This is a genomic window from Gordonia cholesterolivorans (assembly GCF_039531975.1).
Lineage (GTDB): Bacteria > Actinomycetota > Actinomycetes > Mycobacteriales > Mycobacteriaceae > Gordonia > Gordonia sihwensis.
In genome coordinates, this window is sequence record NZ_BAAARB010000001.1 from 33,371 (window position 1) to 48,950 (window position 15,580).

A 15,580-nucleotide genomic window follows, 5' to 3' on the forward strand; every position below is an offset into this window, starting at 1 on the left:
CGCGGCAATCCGCCATGGTGTAATGGCAACACTCCTGATTTTGGTTCAGGCATTCCAGGTTCGAGTCCTGGTGGCGGAGCAACGGCGTGCGCAGTGACCATGCCGGCAGCCGCGTCCCCCTCGCAGCCCGGGCCCGCTGGCGTATTCGCGGCCGGCGGCTGGTCCGCCCCCTTCGTCGAGTGCCACGGCGATCTCCTGCTCCCCAGGTGCCGGAGAACCACCCCTCGTCGCACTCCGGCACCCGGGCACACCCAGCGATACACCCAATCGGATGGTACATCCGACAGGACTGCGTACCACTGGATTCGTCGATCCGCGACATCGACCCTCCCCCGGCGCGCGCCGGGCGACGCTACTTGAGACCCAGCACCGGAAGAAGGAACTCGCGCGCGAAATCCGAGAGCTCGCCGATGTCGTCGTAGTCCATGAGGTCACTGGGGATGGTGAGGAACGACCCCGCGATCCGGACCACCAGGTCGGCAGCCGGTATGGTCCGCACCCGCTTGGGGATGTTCCCTGCGGTCTGTTCGCGAAGGATCTGGTGCGCGACGAAGTCGCGCACCACGGTGAGAGTACGACCGTCGCCGCCGCCGACGAAGCCCGGAACCATCGCCGGCTCGGTCTCGAGCAGCTTTCGGATCAGCGGATTGCCGCCGATGGTCCGCAACGACGTCACGAAGGCCTGGACCACACGGTCGGCCGGGGTCGGCGCCTGCGCCATGACGTCGAGAAACTCGGTGAAGTAGTTCTGGAACTCGCGGACCATGACCGCGTCGACGAGCGCGTCCTTGGTGGCGAACTTGCGGTAGATCGTGATCCGAGCCGTCCCGGCACGTCGGGCCACCTCTTCCATCGAGGTGCGCCCGATCCCCGATTCGCAGAACTGCTCATACGCTGCGTCGAGCAATTTGGCCCGCGTCCGGTCGGTCTCGACGGCATCGGTCTGCACCGCCTGCTGCATCGCACGCTCGAAAAGCGTGGCCTCGACCCGGCCGGCCGCAGGGATCACCACTCGCCTTCAACTCCTCTGAGCACCTACCCGACTCCTTCACGCTACGGCATCGGCTGACCACCCCATGTTGCGAATCCCGAGACGGACGGCCGCCGTCGGCACTATGTTACAAACACTGCCTATCTGTTTCATTTGGCCGACGGGAGACCACGATGCACGACATGAACCGCCGTACTGTCCTCAAAGCCGGTGCCACACTCGGCGCGGCCGGGGCGCTGGCCACCGCGGCGCAGGCGACACCGTGGACCTGGTCGCCCGCCAGATCCGTACCGGGAAGCGGAGCGGGCGTCGATCCTCATCACGTCTGGGATCCGGACTGCGACCGCCTCGTCGCATCGCTCGCCGAACGCGGCGAGATCCCACGAGTGAACAAGCTGCTCAAGGGCTGGATCCACAACGGCCAGCCGCTCCCGCCGGGTCTACCCGACGATCTGCGCGACTTCCTCGCCGAAGCGCGCAGACTCCCCGAGTGGACCGACCGCGGCAAGCTCGCGGCCGCCGCTCGGTTCAACGAGAAACGCGGCACCTACCTCGGCGTCGTCTACGGCTTCGTCAGCGGCATGCTCAGCACTGTCATCCCGCACGAGGCACGCGCCGTCTACTACTCCTGGGGCGGCGCGGCCATGAAGGACCGGATCTCGAAGACCGCGAAACTGGGCTATGACATCGGGACCGCGAACGCCTTCGCTCCCGACGGCGAGCACATCGTCACCTGCATCAAGACGCGCCTCGCACACTCGGGAGTGCGGCACATTCTGCCCAAGTCTCCGTATTGGCAACACTCCGCGGATGAGCGATTGCCGATCAGCCAGGCCGACATGATGGTGACATGGCACAGCCTGCCCACGAGCGCGATGCGCCAGTTCACGAAGTGGGGTGTGCCGATCGACACCGCGGAGGCAGCGGGGTTCCTTCACACGTGGCAGCTGACCGCGCACTTCCTCGGCATCCGAGACGAGTACATCCCCGCCGACTGGTCCGCCGCAGAGGCACAGGCCAGGCAGGTGCTCGATCCCGTCGTCGGGCCGACACCCGAGGGAGTCAAGCTCGCCGACATGCTGCTCGACCTGGGGATGAACCTCGATCTGACGTTGCTGAGCCGCGGTGTCCTGGGTGCGATCACCCGTTTCATGCTCGGAGATCAGATCGCCGACTGGCTGCGCATCCCCCGCGAACCGGTGTGGTCACCGATGCTCGAAACGGCGTGGGGCCCGTACGTTCGTGTCCGCGAAGGGCTGCTCGATGTCGGCACGCCGCCGAAGGCGTACTGGTTGTTCGATGAGTTCCTCCGACAGTTCGTCCTGCTGTACATGTCCGAACTGCGTCTGCCGATCAGCATCCAGATCCCGGTGATGAACAATCCGCATTATCGGTAGCCGCCCGCCCTCGACGGACGAGGTGTCGCTGACGGCAGTGTTGTGAATGCCACTGCGCACCTCGCCGAATAACACCTGACCGCACCGGCTGCGTAGGATTTGCCCCGGCGTACCTCCGCGGGATGGAAAGCTCTGCAGGAGTGCGTCGACGCTCGCGACCTTGAGATGCGGAGGGACTCGGATGACCGGACGGCCGGCCCAGTCGAACGAAGAAGTCGCCGTCATTGTGCTGGCGGCGGGTGCCGGTACCCGGATGAAGTCGAAGACCCCGAAGATCCTTCACGAGATCGGCGGACGCAGCCTGCTCGGCCACGCACTGCACGGCGCCGCCGAACTCGACCCCGATCACCTCGTCGCCGTCGTCAGTCACGAACGCGAGCGGGTCACCGCCGCCATCGGAGAGATCGCCGAGGAACTCGGGAGGCCGGTGACCGTCGCCGTTCAGGATGAGCCGTTGGGCACCGGCGACGCCGCCCGCGCCGGAATGACCGGACTCCCCGACGACTTCTCCGGAACCGTCTTGGTCACGGTCGCCGACGCCCCGCTGCTCGACGGCTCCACGTTGTCCGCGCTCGTCGCCGAACACTTGCGCGACGACGCGGGCGAACCGGCCGCCGTCACGCTGACCAGCTTCATCGCCGACGACCCCACCGGCTACGGACGAATCGTCCGGGCGGGCGGTCCCGGCCTGGACATCGCGTCGTCGGACGTCCTGGCGATCACCGAGCACAAGGACGCGACCGAGACCGAACGTGCGATCACCGAGGTGAACGCGGGGATCTACGCGTTCGCCGCCGACATGCTGCGGACCGGCCTGACCAGTCTGTCCACCGACAACGTGCAGGGCGAGTACTACATCACCGATCTCGTCGGCATCGCGCGCGAGGCCGGCCGGGCCGTGCACGCACTCACCGTCTCCGATCCGAGCGTGGTCGCCGGCTGCAACGACCGCGCGCAGTTGGCCGATCTCGGAGCCGAACTGAATCGCCGGATCGTCCGCAAGCACATGCTCGCCGGCGTCACCGTCGTCGACCCCGCGACCACCTGGATCGACGTCGACGTCACGCTGGGCCGGGACGTGCGCGTCGAGCCGGGCACCCAGCTCCGCGGCCGGACCTCCGTCGCCGACGACGCGGTGATCGGCCCCGACACGACGCTCACCGACGTGACCGTCGGCGAGGGAGCTGCGGTGATCCGCACCCACGGTTCCGACGCGCAGATCGGGCCCGGCGCCGCCGTCGGCCCGTTCGCGTATCTGCGACCCGGCACGGTCCTCGGCGCAGACGGAAAGATCGGTACGTTCGTCGAGACCAAGAACGCCCAGATCGGCGCGGGCACCAAGGTCCCGCACCTAACGTACGTCGGCGATGCGGAGATCGGCGAGAAGACCAACATCGGCGCGTCGAGCGTCTTCGTCAACTACGACGGCGTGGCCAAGCACAAGACGGTCATCGGCTCGCACTGCCGCACCGGCAGCGACAACATGTTCGTCGCCCCTCTCACGATCGGCGACGGTGTCTACACGGGCGCGGGCACCGTGCTGCGCGACGACGTGCCGCCGGGAGCCCTCGCGGTGTCGGCGGGCGCCCAGCGCAACATCGCCGATTGGGTGATCGCCAAGCGCCCCGGCACCCCTGCCGCCGACGCCGCCCGCGCCGCCCAGCAGAATCACACCCAGCAGAATCACACCCAGCACGATCACACCCAGCACGATCACACCCAGCAGACCGAATAGCGTCACCCTGCGCCGACGGCGGCCACGAACCGCCCCGGCGCTCACACTCCGAGTACAGAAGCCGACCGCCTAGGAGAGAATGAGTCACCCATGACTTGGACGACCGACAATCAGAAGAACCTCATGCTGTTCGCCGGACGGGCACATCCCGAACTGGCGCAGGCCGTGTCGGACGAGCTGGGCGTTCACATCACCCCGCAGACGGCGCGCGACTTCGCGAACGGCGAGATCTTCGTCCGCTTCGAGGAGTCGGTCCGCGGCAGCGACGCCTTCGTGCTCCAGAGCTGCCCGTACCCGATGAACCAGTGGGTCATGGAGACCCTCATCATGATCGACGCGCTCAAGCGCGGCTCGGCCAAGCGCATCACGGCGATCATCCCGTTCTATCCCTACGCACGCCAGGACAAGAAGCACCGCGGCCGCGAGCCGATCTCGGCGCGCCTGATCGCCGATCTGCTCAAGACCGCGGGCGCCGACCGCATCGTGACGGTGGATCTGCACACCGACCAGATCCAGGGCTTCTTCGACGGCCCCGTCGACCACATGCACGCACAGGGCCAGCTGGCCGAGTACGTGCGCAACAAGTACGGCACCGACAACATCTGCGTGGTGTCTCCGGACGCCGGCCGTGTGAAGGTCGGCGAGAAGTGGGCCGACTCGCTCGACGGAGCTCCGATGGCGTTCGTCCACAAGACGCGCGACCCCGACGTCCCCAACCAGATCAAGTCGAACCGCGTCGTCGGTGAGGTCGCGGGCAAGACCTGCGTGCTGATCGACGACATGATCGATACCGGCGGCACCATCGCGGGCGCCGTGTCGGTTCTCAAGGAGGCCGGCGCCGGCGACGTCATCATCGCCACCACGCACGGCGTGTTCTCGCATCCCGCCGCCGAGCGCCTCGCCACCTGCGGCGCCAAGGAGGTCATCGCGACCGACACGCTGCCGATCCCCGAGGACAAGCGTTTCGACAACCTGACGGTCCTGTCGATCGCACCGCTGCTCGCGCAGACCATCCTCGAGGTGTTCAAGAACGGCTCGGTCACCAGCCTGTTCAACGGGAACGCCTGACCAGTACCGCATACGACGCGAAAGACACGACGCGAGACGCCATGGCCCGGGAAACCGGCCATGGCGTCTCGCGTTCGTCTAAGCGGCGTGACCCGCCCGTTCAGACGGTCTGTTCGATTCCCTCGATCGCGACGTCGACGGTCTCCTCCGATCCGGTCGCCGCGCCACCCGGAGCGTCGGACCGTCCGGGGATGAAGAACGCCAGCACCAGCGCGGCCACGGCGGCGCCGGCGGCCAGCGCCATGATCCAGCGGAACGCGCTCTCCGACGGCACTGCCACGCCACCGAGCGTCATGGTCATCTGCGCGACGATCACACCCGCCAGCGCACTGGCGAAGGACGTGCCGAGCGAACGCATGAGCGTGTTGAAGCTGTTCGCCGCACCGGTCTGCGACGGCGGAACCGCTCCCATGATGAGCGCGGGCATCGCACCGTAGGCGAGTCCGGTTCCGAATCCGATGATGATGCCGATGACGATGAGCTGCCAGATCGAGTGCAGGGCGAAGACGCCGAGCAGGTAGCCCAACGCCACCACGATCGCGCCCACCATCAGGGTGATCCTCGGTCCGAAGGTGTTGGTCAGCCACGACGAGAGCGGTGCCGCGAGCAGGAGCATGATGCCGAACGGCGCCATCACCAAGCCCGCCACCATCATCGACCCACCGAGACCGTAGCCGGTGGCCTCCGGCATCTGGACCACCTGGGGGAAGACCATGCTCGCCGCGAACATCGCGAAACCGAAGACGATCGAGGCGATGTTGGTGAACAGCACCTGCGGGCGGACGGCGACGCGGACATCGACGATCGGCTGCGAACTGCGCAGCTCCCAGCTCACCCACAGGATGAAGAGCACGATCGCTGCGGCGAAGCAGCCGAGGGTGGTGCCGCTCGACCAGCCCCAATCGGCTCCCTTCGAGACTGCGAGCAACAGCGCGAGCAGACCGCCCGACAGCGTCACGGCGCCGACGTAGTCGAAGCCGCCGCCCGACTTCTCCGGCGACTCCGGAACCACGATCACGACAGCGATCGCGCCTACGACACCCATGATCGCCGACACCCAGAAGAGCCAGTGCCAATCGACGTACTCGGCGATCAGTGCCGCCAGCGGAAGCCCGAAGGCACCGCCGACGCCCAGCGATGCACTCATGGTCGCGACCGCGCCGGCCAACTTCTCCTTCGGCAGCACGTCGCGCATCACGCTGATGCCGAGCGGAATCACACCCGCCGCGAGACCCTGCAGAGCTCGTCCAACGATCATCGGCACCACCGACGTGCTCAGCGCACCGATCACCGAACCGACGATCATGATGCCCATGCTCACCAGCATCATGCGCCGCTTGCCGAACATGTCACCCAGCCGTCCCATCACCGGCGTCGCGACCGCCGCTGCCAGCAGTGTCGCGGTGATCACCCACGCGGTATTGGACGCCGGCGCGTTCAAGTACTCCGGCAGGTGCGGAATGATCGGGATCACCAGCGTCTGCATCAAGGAGACGACGATGCCGGCCAACGCCAGGACCGCTACGACGGCGCCGGTGGCCGGCGCTTTCTCCAGGGCCTCCGGGCCCGTCTTCTGTTCAACCATCTAAGAACGACCTCATCCGATACGAATGCGAGCGGGTCGGTGCCCGCTCGCGAGGAGTGTGTCCACACACTATCCGGAGGGTCCTCCGGATAGCAATGCGAGAGCGGCTACTGTCGTATCTGCAACACCGGCGACGACGAGAACGAGGAACGGGGGACACCGACGTGCCTGCCGCACCCGAGCCCGGGACCCGCCTGCGTTCAGACGCGCAGGCCAACTACAACCGTCTTGTCGCAGCGGCGACGACGGTGATCGATCGTGAGGGCGCAGACGCCCCGCTCACCCTCATCGCGGCGGAAGCCGACGTCGGGATCGGCACGCTCTACCGCCGCTTCCCCACACGCGCGCACCTGATCGAGGCCGTCTATCGGCACCGGATCACCACCCTCTGCGACACCACCGAGGACTTCCTCACCGACGAGCCGACGCCCCACGCCGCATTGCAGGGCTGGATGACCAGGTTCGTCGACATGCTGATCACCCATCGCGCCGTCCCCGACGCGATCCGCCCGCTGTTGGCCTCGGATACCGACTTCCGGACCGAGACACGCAACAATCTGATCGCGGCACTCGTCCGGTTCCTCAGCGAAGGACGGCGAACGGGCACCATCCGCGAGGACGTGGATCCGGTCGACATCCTGCGCGTACTGACCGGCATCGCCTTTCTCAGCGAGACCGCCGACCACGCCCGCGGCTCGATCGCCCTGGTGGCCGACGGGCTCAAGCCCCAGCAGATCAGGCCCCAGCAGAGCTGATCGCAGCAAGCCGGCACCCAGTAACCTGGACCACGTGGACGCCACGATCTATCACAACCCCCGCTGCACCACCTCCCGTAACGCACTCACCCGGCTGCGCGAGGCGGGCGTCGAGCCCGAGGTCGTCAAGTACCTCGACACCGGTTGGACGCGCGAACAGCTCACGGCCATGTTCGACGCCGCCGGGCTGACGCCCGCTCAGGCGGTCCGCAGACGCGAGAAGCTGTACAAGGAACTCGGGCTCGCCGACGCCTCGGACGACGAGCTGCTCGATGCGATGGTCGACCATCCGGTTCTGGTGGAGCGGCCCTTCGTCGTCACCGAGAAAGGCACCCGGCTCGCCCGGCCGATGGACCGACTCGACGAGATCCTGCCGTAGCCCGCTAACGATTCAGCCCCGCTAACGATTCACGCTGTACGCACTCACCGGATCCTCGAGCGGCCGATGCAAACCCGGAACGACCACCGCGGCGAGCGCGCGGACGAATCCCCGGGTGCAGTTCCAGAAGTCGAAGTAGTCACGCCACACGGCGATCCGGCCTTCGCGTACCTCGTTGCGGCCGCATACCCAGAACTGGATCCGCAACGGCCCCACCCGCAGTTCATCGATCCGCTCGGTCAGCACCACGCCGTCGTCGTCGGCGCTGATCGCGCGGATCTGCGCGTCGAATCCGATGCGATCGCCGTTGAGCCCGCGCATCACCTTCGCGAACCGTCGCTTGCCTCGTACGGTCGGCAGCGAGACGTTGGTGTACACGATCTCGTCGTCCACGCATTCCAGGGCCGCCTCGACCCGACCCTGGGCGAGGTCGGCGAAGAAGGCGTGGACGAGATCCGTCGGTTTCTGTGAGGTCATGCCCCGATGGTATTCTTGCCGCTGTTGTCTCGGCGAGGGTGCGAAGTCACCGTTATCGGCGCGACGGTCACCAGCTCTGCGGACTGCGTCGTCAGTCCACTCCTCGACCGTGTGCGGCGACGCTGAGGCGCCACCACGAAGAATCCCGAACCGAGGAGAATCGCATGGCTACCGCCCCGCAGCTCGCCGCCGCCGTCCGTGAAGAGAAGGGCAAGGGCGCCGCGCGCCGCGCCCGCGCCGCAGGCCAGGTCCCCGCCGTCCTGTACGGCCACGGCACCGACCCGGAGCACCTGCTGCTCCCCGACCGTGAGCTCGCCGCCATTCTGCGCGCCAACGGCGTCAACGCCGTCGTGGAGCTCGACATCGCCGGCCAGAAGCAGCTCGCGCTGACCAAGCAGGTCGACGTCCACCCGATCCGCAACTACATCGAGCACGTCGACCTGCTCATCGTCAAGCGTGGCGAGAAGGTCAACGTCGAGGTCGCCATCCTGATCGAGGGCGTCGCCGCCAGCGGCACGCTCACCATTCAGGACGCCAGCGCCGTCGAGGTGGAGGCCGAGGCCCTGCACATCCCGGAGAACATCGTCGTGGACGTCCACAACCTCCCCGCGGGCACCAACGTCACCGCCGCCGACCTGAAGCTGCCGGCCGGCGTCGAGCTGATCACCGACCCCGAGACCCTCGTGGTCACCATCGAGGCCGCCAAGACCGCCGCGGAGACCGTGGGCGAGGAGGCCGACGAGGAAGCCGCCGAGGACGCCGCGGAGTGATCTCCCCGGCTGGACGGCTCTGAGTGAAACTCATTGTCGGACTGGGCAATCCCGGTCCCGCTTACGAGAAGACCAGGCACAACGTCGGCGCGATGGTCGCCGACGGCCTGGTCTCCTCGTACGGCGAGAAATTCTCCGTGCACAAGCGCTCCGGCGCGCTGACCGCCACTGTGCGCATCGGCGGCGAACCGGTACTGGTCGCGAAGTCACGGACGTACATGAACGTCACGGGCAGGCAGATCGGCCCGCTGGCGTCGTACTACTCGGTCGCTCCCGGCGACCTGATCGTGCTCCACGACGAGCTCGACATCGACTTCGGTGCCGTGCGTCTCAAACTCGGCGGCGGTGAAGGCGGGCACAACGGCCTGCGCTCGATCAGCCAGACCCTCGGTACCCGCGACTACCTGCGCGTCCGTCTCGGCATCGGGCGCCCGCCCGGACGTCAGGATCCGGCCGATTACGTCCTCAAACCGTTTCCCGGTTCGGCGAAGGCCGAGGTTGAACTGCTGGTGGCCAACGGTGTCGACGCCGCCGAACTGCTCGTGAAGCAGGGACTCGAAGCCGCTCAGAACGTCGTTCACGCCTGGTAGTCGGCCCGACGTCACCGGACCCGCCCGACGAGCCTGCGGCCGTCGGGACAAATTTGCGCGACCGCCTTCCCGATCCCCTCGCCGTCGGCGATGATGTCCTCAGTCGACTCTTGATCAATTGATCAAATCCCGCGACATGAAGGAGGTCATCGGTATGACGGCGCCCGCAGGCGACACCAGAACCGACATCCCCGGGCTGCCCCGCCCGATCCGCTGGTCGGCGGCTACGGCAGCGTTCCAGATCGAGGGTGCGCGCGACGAAGGCGGCCGCGGTCGGTCGGTGTGGGATCTGTGGGTGCAGACGCCCGGCAAGGTGATCGACGGTTCCACCGCCGAACCAGGCCCCGACAGCTATCACCGGTGGGCCGAGGACGTCGCGCTCGCCGCCGGCCTCGGGCTCGACCGCTACCGGTTCTCCATCTCATGGACCCGGGTGCAGCCAGACGGCACCGGGCCTTCGAACCCCGCGGGCCTGGACTATTACTCGCGACTGGTCGACGATCTGCTCGCGGCGGGCGTCACGCCCTTTCCCACGCTGTATCACTGGGATCTGCCGGTGCCGATTCACGAGGCCGGCGGCTGGTGCTCACGCGACACCGCCGCACGCTTCGCGGACTACACGGAACTCGTCGCCGACCGGCTCGGCGACCGGGTGAAGAACTGGTACACGATCAACGAACCCGCGATGACCACGCTCCAGGGCTACGCCGTCGGCGCGCTCGCGCCCGGAGAGTTCCTGATCTTCGACGCCCTCCCGACCGCCCATCACCAACTGCTGGCTCACGGTCTGGCCACCCGAGCGCTGCGGGCGGCCGGAGCCGACGCCGTCGGCGTCGCCAACAACCACACGCACGTCCGGCCGCTGAATCCCGAGTCCCCCGCCGATCGTTCGGCCGTGGACGCCTACGACCTGCTCCACAATCGCATCTTCGCCGATCCGATTCTCACCGGCGCGTACCCGGACCTGTCCGCGTTCGGCCACGAGATGCCGGTGCGCGAGGGCGACATGGAGACGATCGGCCAGGCGCCCGACTTCTACGCGGTCAACTTCTACAACCCGACGACGGTGACCGCTCCGACGGGCGAGGACAATCCGATCCCCTTCGACATCGTCCCCACCCCGGGGGCACCGGTCACCGGATTCGGCGACGAGTGGCCGATCGTCCCCGAAGCGCTCACCGCGCTGCTCGTCGACTTCACCGAGCGCTATCGCGACCTCCCGCCCCTGATCGTCAGTGAGAACGGCGCCTCGTTCCCCGAGCCGGACCGTGCCGCACGCGTCGACGACGCTGACCGGATCTCGTATCTGGACGGTCATATCCGCGCGGTGGGAGCGGCCATCGCCGCCGGCGCCGACGTCGAGGAGTACACGGTGTGGTCGCTGATCGACAACTTCGAGTGGGCCGACGGCTTCACCCAGCGCTTCGGCCTGGTTCACGTCGACTTCGACACCGCCGAGCGCACGCCCAAGGCCTCCTACGACTGGTACCGCCGCGTCATCGAGGGGAACCGCGCGTGAACCGCCCCGCCCCGATCGGGCGCCGCTGGATGACACTGTTCACGCTCGCCTGGCTGGTGATCTGGATGGCGCAGCTGACACCCCTGCAACTGCTGTTGCCGCTGCAGCTCGACTCGCAGACCTCCGACGACGGCGACCGCTGGATCCACAGCGTGGTGGTGTCCGGCCTCATCCTCGGCATCGGCGCCCTGGCGGGCGTGGTCGCCGGTCCGCTCGCGGGTGCCGCGTCCGACCGCACCGACGGCTCCCGGTTCCCGTCGTGGCTGGGCGGCCGACGCCGAGTCTGGGCGCTCGGCGGCAGTTGGGGCATCGCGCTCTTCCTCGCGCTGACCGGGCTCGCCCACCGTCCCTGGCTGGTGGCGATCTGCTGGGTCGGGGTCTCGGTGGCAGTAGCGGTGGCATCGGCGGCGTTCACCGCGATGATCCCCGATCAGCTGGCGCCCGACCAGCGCGGCGCGGCCTCGGCGGCCATCGGTTCCTCACAGGCCCTCGGCATCGTCCTGGGCGTGGGCACGGTGGTGGTCCTCGGTCTCGATGTCCTGCCCGGTTATCTGGTGCTGGCCGCACTCGTCGTCGTGGTCGGCACGTGGGCGTCGATGGGCCTGCCCGACCGCCCGGCGCCGCGCAGCGAACTCGCGATCGGCATCACCGACCGCCCACGCTGGGCGTCCTTGCGAGACCGCGACTTCTGCTGGATGCTCGGCGGTCGACTCATCGCCAACGTCGGCAACGCACTCGGAACATCGTTGTTCCTGTTCTTCCTCCTCTACGGCCTGCACCAGGACAAGGACGCGGCCGAGGACAATCTTCTGATCCTGATCGTCGTGTACACGATCTTCGTGGTCGGCAGCTCCGTGATCTTCGGGATGATCTCCGACCGTCGGGGCCACCGCCGGACGCTCACCGTCGTCGCGGCGATGGTCCAGGCCTGTTCGGGACTGGTGATCCTCGCGCATCCCACGTATGCGGTCACGATGGCCGGCGCGGCTCTCATGGGTGTCGGCTACGGCGCGTTCATGACCGTCGGCCTCGCCTTCGCCACCGATCTGCTGCCGCACGTGGAGGATCACGGCCGGGACCTCGGCATCGTCAACGTCTCCGCGGCCCTGGGTCAGTTGGTCGGGCCCATGCTGGGAGCGGGACTGGTCGCCGCGGTCGGCGGATTCTGGCTGGTCTTCGCGATGGCATGTGTGTTGTCCGTGGTCGGAGGCCTGATGACGCTGGGCGCCCGGAACACCGACTCCGCCCCCGCGGTCGTCGAGCCGACATCCTCTGCCGACGCCGGTTCGGCCCGGAAGTAGAATTACGCCCGAGTGTCCGGCGCACCACGGTCGCCGGAATCGAGCAATGAGAACGGACGAATCTTGGCGACATTGGCTACCCCGTCGGGCCACCCGAACGTTGCGATGCTGGGCATCGGCGCATACCGCCCCAAGCGACTGATCACCAACGACCAGCTGTGCCGGGTGCTCGACTCGTCCGACGACTGGATCTTCGAGCGCAGCGGCATCCGCAACCGTCGCTGGATCAGCGGCGACGAGACGATGCGGAGCATGTCAGCGGCGGCCGCCGATCGCGCGATCGTCAACTCCGGTGTCGATCGCGAGAAGATCGATCTGATCATTCTCGCCACCAGCAGCTGGCCGTGGAACGTCCCGCACGGAGCCCCGATCATCGCCTCCGACATCGGCCTCAACGGCATCCCCGCCTTCGATGTGGCGGCAGGCTGCGGCGGCTTCGGTTACGCCCTCGGCGTCGCCGCCGACGCGCTCCGCGCGGGCAGCGCACACTATGCCGTCGTCATCGGCGTCGAGACCATGTCCGTCGGTCTCGACCCGACCGACCGCAGCACCGGATTCATCTTCGGAGACGGGGCCGGAGCGGTGGTCGTGGGGCCGAGCGAGGTGAACGGAATCTCCCCGGTGGTGTCCGGCAGCGACGGCGAGAACGCCGAGGCCATCGCGCAGAACATCAACACCGTCGACTACATGGCACGATCGGTCGAGTACCAGGAGAAGGATCCGCAGACCGATCCCGTCGGGCGGATGATCATCAAGATGGAGGGGCCCAGGGTGTTCCGCTGGGCCGCCATCACCCTGCCCAAGGCGCTGACCAAGCTGCTCACCGAGTCGGGTGCGGGGCCCTCGGACATCGAGGTCTTCGTCCCGCACCAGGCCAACGCCCGGATCAACGAGCTGATGCGGAAGAATCTCGGCCTGCCCGACGACCTGCCGATGGCGGGCGACATCGAGAACACCGCGAACACGTCGGCGGCCTCGATCCCGCTGGCCATCGAGGAGATGCTGGCGACCGGCAAGGCCCAGGGCGGCCAGCTGGCCCTCATCCTCGGCTTCGGCGCGGGTCTGAGCTACGCCGGCTGCGTGGCGACACTTCCGCCGGCCCCGACCGTCTCGTCCTTCGACGGGCTCGACGAGGCCGAGCCGGGACCCCTCGCCGCGCATCTGGCCGGCATCGTCGACTGACGCCGGTCCTGACGCGGTCGACTGACGCCGGTCGGGCTCAGGCGTTCTCCTTCCGGAAGACGCTGGTGCCCCACCATCCGCCCAGGGCGCTGAGCACGATCGCCGCCAGCAGACCCCACGCCACCTGCGACGACATCACGTCGCCGAGGAACGAACGGCGCACCGAGTCCACGATCCAGCGGAAGGGCATGAAGTCCGACACGCGCTCGAGCCACGCCGGCCCGAGAGTCATCGGCAGGAGGATGCCCGACAGCAGCAGGATCGGCATCAGCAGCATGTTGAGGACCGGCGCCATCACGTCCTCGCTCTTGGTGGTGAGCGCCAAGGCGTTCGACGCGGCGGCGCAGGCACCGCCGACCAACAGCGTGATGACGATGCCGAGAACGATGCCCGGCACCGAGGCCCGCATTCCCATCGCGTAGCCGAGAGCCACGAGGATCAGTGCCTGGACGAGCAGCTGCAGGAGGTCGCGCAGGAGCCGGCCGAACAGCAGCGAGGTCCGGCCGGCCGGTGTCACGCGCTCGGCTTCGATGACGCCCTCACGCCACTCGCCGATCAGCCCGAACCCGGCGAACATGGCACCGAACATTCCGAGCTGCACCAGCAGACCGGGAACGAGGAAGGTGTACGCGTTGTCGCCGACTCCCGGGAACTGCGCGACCAGCGGTTTCAGCAACGGCCCGAAGAGGACCAGATACATCACCGGTTGCATGATGCCGATGAGGACCCACGCGGGATTGCGCAGATTCATCCGCAGCTGCCGGCGGAAGACGATGTACGACTCACGCAGAAATCTCATCGGACACCTCCTCGGTGTCGGCAGCGGCCTCCGCATCGCGAAGACTGCGGCCGGTCAGGGTCAGGAAGACATCGTCGAGGGTCGGCCGCATGATCTCGATGGACTCGATCGTGTTGCCTCTCGCCTCGAGTTCGCGCAACAGCCCCGGCACCACCTTCGCCGACCCGCGGAGCCGGGCCCGGACTCCGACGCCGTCGACGCGGATCTCGGTGGCACCGAGCGACTCCAGTTGCGCCGCCGCGCGTGCGACGGGTTCACCGGCGCCGAACTCCAGGTGCACCAGATCGCCGGACACCTGTGACTTGAGGTTCTCCGGTGTGTCGGCCGCGACGATCCGGCCGTTGTCGATGATCATGATCCGGTCCGAGAGCGCGTCCGCCTCATCCAGGTAATGCGTGGTCAGGAACACCGTGGCACCGCGCTCGGTGCGCAGCTTGGAGATGTGTTCCCACAGGTTCGCGCGCGCCTGCGGGTCCAGCCCCGTCGTCGGCTCGTCGAGGAAGACCAGCGTCGGATCGTGGATCAGTCCCATCGCGATGTCGAGTCGGCGCCGCTGACCGCCCGACATGTTCTTGGGCATGCGATCCCACAGTCCGTCGAGTTGCAGTTGCGCGAACAGTTCCTTACCTCGTCGCACGGCGTCACGTCTGCTCATGCCGTACAACTGGCCGTGGTCGGCCACCTCGTCTCCGGCCAGCGCCTGAGAGAACGTCGCACCCATCTGGGAGACATAGCCGATGCTGCGCCGCACCTGAACCGACTCGGTGGTGACGTCGTACCCGTTGACCGTCGCGGTCCCCGCCGTCGGGCGCAGGAGCGTAGTCAGCATTCGCAAGGTCGTCGTCTTGCCCGCGCCGTTGGGGCCGAGGAAGCCCACCACCTCCCCTTCGGCGATGTCCAGGTCGACGCCGTCGACCGCACGGACCTCGCGTTTGGACTTGCCCTTGCCGGTGACGAAAGTCGCGACGAGTCCGCGTGCGTGAATCATCCCGGTTCCTTCCGGTAGTCAAATTTGACTAGTCAATAGTGCGA

The 15,580-nt window shown here is 67.5% G+C and carries 15 protein-coding genes and 1 tRNA gene; 11 read left to right on the plus strand and 5 right to left on the minus strand.

What is annotated here, in order from left to right; genetic code table 11:
• Positions 1-8 precede the first annotated feature (8 nt).
• Positions 9-79: transfer RNA gene (locus tag ABFX36_RS00075), tRNA-Gln, on the plus strand.
• A gap of 273 nt (positions 80-352) precedes the next feature.
• Here ABFX36_RS00075 and ABFX36_RS00080 read toward each other — a convergent pair.
• The gene (locus ABFX36_RS00080; RefSeq protein WP_278126419.1) at positions 353-1,012 is read right to left on the minus strand and encodes a TetR/AcrR family transcriptional regulator; all 660 of its coding nucleotides are present in this window, start codon (positions 1,010-1,012) and stop codon (positions 353-355) included.
• Between the two features lie 152 nt (positions 1,013-1,164).
• On the opposite strand from ABFX36_RS00080, the gene ABFX36_RS00085 reads away from it, so the two are divergent.
• The 3 genes from ABFX36_RS00085 (at position 1,165) to ABFX36_RS00095 (ending at position 5,191) form a co-directional block, all read left to right on the plus strand.
• On the plus strand, positions 1,165-2,388 hold the full coding sequence (locus ABFX36_RS00085) for an oxygenase MpaB family protein (RefSeq protein ID WP_278126417.1): 1,224 nt from the start codon (positions 1,165-1,167) through the stop codon (positions 2,386-2,388).
• A gap of 181 nt (positions 2,389-2,569) precedes the next feature.
• Positions 2,570-4,123: a bifunctional UDP-N-acetylglucosamine diphosphorylase/glucosamine-1-phosphate N-acetyltransferase GlmU gene (gene glmU / locus ABFX36_RS00090; RefSeq protein ID WP_222111719.1), complete on the plus strand. Its 1,554-nt coding sequence runs from the start codon at positions 2,570-2,572 to the stop codon at positions 4,121-4,123.
• Positions 4,124-4,213: 90 nt separating this feature from the next.
• Entirely contained in the window at positions 4,214-5,191 is a 978-nt protein-coding gene (locus tag ABFX36_RS00095; RefSeq protein WP_006897703.1) for a ribose-phosphate diphosphokinase, read from the plus strand.
• A gap of 100 nt (positions 5,192-5,291) precedes the next feature.
• On the opposite strand, the gene ABFX36_RS00100 is transcribed toward ABFX36_RS00095, so the two are convergent.
• Positions 5,292-6,776: an MFS transporter gene (locus ABFX36_RS00100; protein ID WP_346074653.1), complete on the minus strand. Its 1,485-nt coding sequence runs from the start codon at positions 6,774-6,776 to the stop codon at positions 5,292-5,294.
• Between the two features lie 164 nt (positions 6,777-6,940).
• Between ABFX36_RS00100 and ABFX36_RS00105 the strand changes: the two genes are divergently transcribed.
• Entirely contained in the window at positions 6,941-7,531 is a 591-nt protein-coding gene (locus tag ABFX36_RS00105; protein WP_346074654.1) for a TetR/AcrR family transcriptional regulator, read from the plus strand.
• 34 nt (positions 7,532-7,565) lie between these two features.
• Positions 7,566-7,910, plus strand: coding sequence for an arsenate reductase (glutaredoxin) (gene arsC / locus ABFX36_RS00110; RefSeq protein WP_006897700.1), 345 nt, complete (start codon positions 7,566-7,568; stop codon positions 7,908-7,910).
• A 21-nt stretch (positions 7,911-7,931) separates the two neighbouring features.
• Here the strand turns inward: arsC and ABFX36_RS00115 are convergent, their stop codons facing one another.
• Positions 7,932-8,387 carry a limonene-1,2-epoxide hydrolase family protein gene (locus ABFX36_RS00115; protein ID WP_006897699.1) on the minus strand — a complete coding sequence of 152 codons (456 nt, stop codon included), beginning with the start codon at positions 8,385-8,387 and terminating at the stop codon, positions 7,932-7,934.
• A 164-nt stretch (positions 8,388-8,551) separates the two neighbouring features.
• On the opposite strand from ABFX36_RS00115, the gene ABFX36_RS00120 reads away from it, so the two are divergent.
• The 5 genes from ABFX36_RS00120 to ABFX36_RS00140 all read left to right on the plus strand — a co-directional run bounded on the left by ABFX36_RS00120 (position 8,552) and on the right by ABFX36_RS00140 (position 13,749).
• Entirely contained in the window at positions 8,552-9,157 is a 606-nt protein-coding gene (locus ABFX36_RS00120) for a 50S ribosomal protein L25/general stress protein Ctc (RefSeq protein WP_006897698.1), read from the plus strand.
• Positions 9,158-9,180: 23 nt separating this feature from the next.
• Complete coding sequence (gene pth / locus ABFX36_RS00125; protein ID WP_045538499.1) at positions 9,181-9,747, plus strand: aminoacyl-tRNA hydrolase; 567 nt, start codon at positions 9,181-9,183, stop codon at positions 9,745-9,747.
• A gap of 154 nt (positions 9,748-9,901) precedes the next feature.
• Complete coding sequence (locus ABFX36_RS00130; RefSeq protein ID WP_346074655.1) at positions 9,902-11,266, plus strand: GH1 family beta-glucosidase; 1,365 nt, start codon at positions 9,902-9,904, stop codon at positions 11,264-11,266.
• Positions 11,263-12,567 (plus strand): MFS transporter, encoded by a 1,305-nt coding sequence (locus ABFX36_RS00135; protein ID WP_062368020.1) that lies wholly within the window; start codon positions 11,263-11,265, stop codon positions 12,565-12,567. Before ABFX36_RS00130 ends, ABFX36_RS00135 begins: the two co-directional genes overlap by 4 nt.
• Positions 12,568-12,630: 63 nt before the next feature.
• Complete coding sequence (locus ABFX36_RS00140) at positions 12,631-13,749, plus strand: beta-ketoacyl-ACP synthase 3 (RefSeq protein WP_045538511.1); 1,119 nt, start codon at positions 12,631-12,633, stop codon at positions 13,747-13,749.
• A 37-nt stretch (positions 13,750-13,786) separates the two neighbouring features.
• Here the strand turns inward: ABFX36_RS00140 and ABFX36_RS00145 are convergent, their stop codons facing one another.
• Positions 13,787-14,548, minus strand: coding sequence for an ABC transporter permease (locus ABFX36_RS00145; RefSeq protein ID WP_346074656.1), 762 nt, complete (start codon positions 14,546-14,548; stop codon positions 13,787-13,789).
• The gene (locus ABFX36_RS00150) at positions 14,532-15,536 is read right to left on the minus strand and encodes an ATP-binding cassette domain-containing protein (protein WP_346074657.1); all 1,005 of its coding nucleotides are present in this window, start codon (positions 15,534-15,536) and stop codon (positions 14,532-14,534) included. The genes ABFX36_RS00145 and ABFX36_RS00150 overlap by 17 nt, the downstream gene beginning before the upstream one ends.
• Between the last annotated feature and the right edge of the window lie 44 nt (positions 15,537-15,580).

Bases quoted from the DNA above. Each gene is read 5' to 3' on its own strand.
- glmU (WP_222111719.1), top strand. From the start codon at position 2,570: ATGACCGGACGGCCGGCCCAGTCGAACGAAGAAGTCGCCGTCATTGTG.
- ABFX36_RS00100 (WP_346074653.1), bottom strand. From the start codon at position 6,776: ATGGTTGAACAGAAGACGGGCCCGGAGGCCCTGGAGAAAGCGCCGGCC.
- ABFX36_RS00150 (WP_346074657.1), bottom strand. From the start codon at position 15,536: ATGATTCACGCACGCGGACTCGTCGCGACTTTCGTCACCGGCAAGGGC.
- ABFX36_RS00085 (WP_278126417.1), top strand. From the start codon at position 1,165: ATGCACGACATGAACCGCCGTACTGTCCTCAAAGCCGGTGCCACACTC.
- ABFX36_RS00095 (WP_006897703.1), top strand. From the start codon at position 4,214: ATGACTTGGACGACCGACAATCAGAAGAACCTCATGCTGTTCGCCGGA.
- ABFX36_RS00145 (WP_346074656.1), bottom strand. From the start codon at position 14,548: ATGAGATTTCTGCGTGAGTCGTACATCGTCTTCCGCCGGCAGCTGCGG.
- ABFX36_RS00130 (WP_346074655.1), top strand. From the start codon at position 9,902: ATGACGGCGCCCGCAGGCGACACCAGAACCGACATCCCCGGGCTGCCC.
- ABFX36_RS00120 (WP_006897698.1), top strand. From the start codon at position 8,552: ATGGCTACCGCCCCGCAGCTCGCCGCCGCCGTCCGTGAAGAGAAGGGC.
- ABFX36_RS00115 (WP_006897699.1), bottom strand. From the start codon at position 8,387: ATGACCTCACAGAAACCGACGGATCTCGTCCACGCCTTCTTCGCCGAC.